The sequence below is a fragment of the Corynebacterium sp. HMSC076D02 genome (assembly GCF_001813815.1).
Lineage (GTDB): Bacteria > Actinomycetota > Actinomycetes > Mycobacteriales > Mycobacteriaceae > Corynebacterium > Corynebacterium simulans.
The window spans coordinates 1-4,070 of record NZ_KV814029.1 but is presented as its reverse complement, the minus strand read 5'-3'; the positions used below and the strand labels follow the sequence as shown (position 1 = coordinate 4,070).

6 protein-coding genes are annotated in these 4,070 nt (G+C 58.0%); 3 read left to right on the top strand and 3 right to left on the bottom strand.

The features are described 5' to 3' along the window. Positions 1–255 precede the first annotated feature (255 nt). From HMPREF2935_RS00675 to HMPREF2935_RS00665, 3 genes are all read left to right on the top strand, one after another. On the top strand, positions 256–591 hold the full coding sequence (locus tag HMPREF2935_RS00675) for a hypothetical protein (RefSeq protein WP_070731570.1): 336 nt from the start codon (positions 256–258) through the stop codon (positions 589–591). A gap of 57 nt (positions 592–648) precedes the next feature. Then, complete coding sequence (locus HMPREF2935_RS00670; protein ID WP_070731568.1) at positions 649–1,089, top strand: hypothetical protein; 441 nt, start codon at positions 649–651, stop codon at positions 1,087–1,089. A 143-nt stretch (positions 1,090–1,232) separates the two neighbouring features. Next, positions 1,233–1,781 (top strand): helix-turn-helix domain-containing protein, encoded by a 549-nt coding sequence (locus tag HMPREF2935_RS00665; RefSeq protein WP_070731566.1) that lies wholly within the window; start codon positions 1,233–1,235, stop codon positions 1,779–1,781. 42 nt (positions 1,782–1,823) lie between these two features. Here HMPREF2935_RS00665 and HMPREF2935_RS00660 read toward each other — a convergent pair whose 3' ends face one another. From HMPREF2935_RS00660 to HMPREF2935_RS00645, 3 genes are all read right to left on the bottom strand, one after another. Further along, complete coding sequence (locus HMPREF2935_RS00660) at positions 1,824–2,168, bottom strand: hypothetical protein (RefSeq protein WP_070731565.1); 345 nt, start codon at positions 2,166–2,168, stop codon at positions 1,824–1,826. A gap of 408 nt (positions 2,169–2,576) precedes the next feature. Beyond that, entirely contained in the window at positions 2,577–2,948 is a 372-nt protein-coding gene (locus HMPREF2935_RS00650) for a hypothetical protein (RefSeq protein ID WP_070731561.1), read from the bottom strand. Next, on the bottom strand, positions 2,948–4,070 hold a 1,123-nt coding region (locus HMPREF2935_RS00645), incomplete at its 5' end, for a C39 family peptidase (RefSeq protein WP_070731560.1). The genes HMPREF2935_RS00645 and HMPREF2935_RS00650, both read right to left, overlap by 1 nt.

Sequence of the window (4,070 nt, the reverse complement as noted above, 5' to 3'; positions counted from 1 at the left end):
TGCTAGTTTTTGGGGCGTATCCTTGGCCTGCGTGTTTGTGTTTCCGCAGGTCAAGAGTGTGCCACTCTCGCCACCTATGCCGCCGTTGCCATGGTTGTCGGACTGTTTGCGGGATCTTTGCGGGATCGGTGAATACGCCAAGTCTCCCCATTCACCCCCGCGCTACCCCCGCTCTTGACCATGACCGCGCCAGGGTGTTTAATGAAGATATCAGGCAAGGGAAACAGTCCCAGCCACAACCGGAAAGAGTCCGAAATGAACAACCAACCACTTACCCCAGAAGAAGCCCTCAAGCGCATGCGCGAAGAAAACCTCCGCGAAGCCGAGGAAAATGCCCGCATCTACGAGGCAAGGACCACCCAACAGGTAAAAGACGCCCTCCAAGAACTCGGCGCCGCCACCTGGGATCAGGTATATCAGTGGGGGCCAGCCCACAGCATCCGCCCACTCCAACGCGAAGAGGCTGGCAAAGTGCTCAAGAAACTCATCGAAAATGGTGAAGTAATCCAGGCCACCGACCCAGAGACCGGCGAGCCAGCATTCGGCAAGGGCCGCCGCGGCGCCAAGGCCAAGCTCTGGAGCCTCGCCTAACCACCAGCCCCACTGTGTGTGGGGCTACCCACCACTTCCACAGAAAAGAGACTGAAAATGAACCCCACCGCCACTTTCGCCAAGCTGGTAGCCACCAACCCACAGAAGAACGCACACGACTTCGAGAACACCCTGGGCAAGCACCTGGGCCTTGAGCCATGGCAGATGACGCGCATCCGCGAGGAAGTCCAAGGGCTAATTCTTAGCACCACTGCGAAGTACATGCAGGCTATGGATGAAGCTCAAAAAGAAATGGGGGCTTGGTCTGAAGACGCGGAACCCGAAACGCAGGAAGAGTTCAAGGCAGAGTGCCAGGGGCTAGCCGCTAGTTTCACCCCGCGAGCGCTTCAGGATTTCGATTTCAACGCTTTCGATTTCGACTGGGGGCTGGGTGATTCCGAGGCTGCGGAGCGCGGCGATAACAAGCACTTTGAAACCAAGCAGGCCATCCACACAGCTGTTGTGGAGCATCTTGTGAAGTGGGAGCCAGCCAACTAAAAAAATAAAGCCCCGCGCTGGGCGGGGCGTACCTCCACGTAAGGGGAGAAGGTGACTCCAAGTCAATGAAATACGAAGTACCTCCGCAGATGCGGAGAAAGTCACGCCCCCAACCATATACGAGAAAAAGAAGCCACGCCACCATGTTCACCATCATCGCCAAAGATAATCGTGTTACTGCTACTGATTTTGAGGGCCTGCGCGCCGCACTCCTCGATGAGCTTTTTAATACTGGCCGTGAGGGTTGCGGCCCATGGGAGGATTGGATCGAGGCGGTCTACCCCGCCGATACCTCCGAAGTCGATGAGGACTACACCCCGCCTGTGCCGCGGGAACTCACGCAGGAGAATCTGGAAGCTTTCGCGGCCTGGGTCTTCGATACCCCAAGTGCTCGCCTCATCCATGGCGAGCCACCAATACCCGCGACGCTGCAAGCTATCCATGAATTTATTGGCTGGTCGCTTGATGACGCGGCCGAGGCGCTGAATGTTTCCAAGCGCACCTACCAGCGGTGGCTATCCGGGCAGATGGTTGCCCCGCCGCGTGTTGAGGGGGAGATGCGCCGGGCCGCACACCAGGTTATCGACCGTGCTAAGCACCTGGCCGCCAGTGACAGCATTGCTTTCAATCTTGATGATGACCCCGCCGAACGCCGCGCACACGCCCTGGCTGAGGTTCTCTACAGGGATTAAAACGCAGAAAAAGACCCCCACCACAAGGGGTGAGGGTCAGTTTTAGATGTCGTGCGCAATTTCTTCTGGGGCGGGGACGGTCTCCCGCGAGTCTGGGTAGTGTAAATGCAGCTGCCTAATGTGGTTCACTGCCACCCAGTAGCGACTTTTGAGCTGGTCGATGCGCTCCCTTAGAGTTTCCACCTGGGATTCAAGCGAGCTGATCTTTTTATCCTGCTTATTTAGGTTGGCACGCATTTCCTCCGTGAAAGCTTTCCAGTCCGGGCCGGATTGCTCGATTTGCTTTGTCTCTTTTTGTGAGCGGCCTGCGACCTTTTGCCCATAGACCGTACCGATGGTCGTAATGAGAGCAACAAGAGCGGCGCTGAGAAGTGAAGCTAGAGACACACGCTCACCTCATCTCTGGTATCTGGATTCGCTCTCTGCCGTACGCGTACAAGGCCAGGAAAACAACGCCGAGATAATTTAGGGCGCTAACCCAGGCACGCGGAGTATCTCCCAAGATTGTGCCCATGAGAAAGCTCATTGCCCATGCCGCGTGAAGCCCCACGGCGAGCCCCACTGCCACCGGTAGCAGCTTGGGGATGAACGTCGCGGCGAGACAGAAAATACCGGCAGTGACCCAAATAGCGGCCCACAAGGTGGGGCTTGCCCAAACCTCCAAATAGTGAGCAGGTGTGCGGGCTGGATTAATCAAGGGCGGCACATAGGAAAGCCCACGAATGATCGTGAGCAGAGCGAGGATCGTAAGGCCTGCTTCGTCCGACTTGAACCAGGTCCCAAACTTTTGCCGCATCATGCCTCGTTTGTTGTGGGGCCGTTGTAGACGGGCAGAGTGGGGGTTTGTGGTGCTGCTTGTTGCTCCCGGTATTCTGCCTGCGCTGCAAGACGCGGCGCCATAGACGGCGTGACACCATCCACCGTGAGCCGGTTAACTAGCGCGGTGATGAAATAACCGATGGCACCGGCGGCGAAGATAGTCCACGTTGGGGCGTCCGCAAGCATGACGGGCAGAGCGCCGGCTACCCATGCCAGGGCCTGCAGGGCAAGCATGATGGAGCCTTTGTAGCGTAGCCACCAGGGCTGCTCCTTAAGCTCCGTGGCTACCGCGTCTGCGATGCGCTCCGAGATGCTGTTAATCACTGCTTGGTTGTAGTGGCGTGCCATTACTTCCTCTTTTCCTTGAGTTCATCCACATCGGCTTGAATCTGTGCGAGCTGCTGGCGGATAGCCGCAACCGCGTCGACCAAAGTTAGATTCTGCCCCTGCTGGTTCTGCCCTAGCTGGCTCCAACCCTTACCTCCAGGGCCGCGAAGTTGCGTCCAAATCTCCTGCAAGGCGTTAATCTGCGGCCCTAGGTAGCCGCTAATCCAGTCGGTGAAAAACTTTGTAGTAAGCATGTCTCCTGCTTCCTCATGTTGTGCTGCTTTTACTGGTGCGGCGTACGCGTAGCCCTTTGGTGGGATTAGGCTTGCCAGCTGCTCGTGGCTAATCCAATAGCCGTATGGGCTGAACCCGCTGTCTGCTACCCAGTAGCGGCGCCCGCCTCCGTCTTCGCCATAGCCCATGATTGCGATGTAGTGATACACCGTTCCGCCGCCGTACGCGGGGCTAATGGTGGACGGTTCTACCGCACGCGGGTAGTTCGACGGTGGGGCTACGATGTTCGCCACGACGCCGTGACCGCCATTGATCGAGCCCACAACGTCATCCCACAATTGCTGCTTTTGCGCGGAGCTCGGCGGATCGTTAGGCATTTCGCGCACCTTGTATCCCGCGCCCGGCATGTACTTATTGAGCACCGGGGCAATGAGCCCGATCCAGTCAGTGCCGCCAATATCAGTTCCCAGTTGTGCGCCGAGGTCGCTCTCTGTAATAAGCTTTCCGGTCTTAGAGCGGATGACGGTCTGGGATGACGCGGGGCCGCAATTGTAGAAAGTGTCCTGGCGTACCTGGTCACGTGAGTAATTGAGCACTTTCTCCACGGTTGGTTTACCTCCATCGGGTAGTAGATGTGCCCCGAATGTCAGGGCGCGGTTGTAGCGGGCACGGCGATCCGACAAGCCGTTGAGGCCGCCGTTAATAGCCCGCGTAGCCCCTTCGAGGTCGCCTGCGTCGGCCAGGGCGTTGAGTTGCGGGCGCGCCGCCGTCCAGTAGTAGGTGGCGGCAAGGAATCCCCAGTGCGGTTCTTCTAGACGCTCCGGGTGGGCCTCGAAGTCGATGTCTGTGAGCCCGCGTGATTGTGCCCAGCGAGTGAAAGCACGGTAATTACTGCGGCCGGTCAGCTGA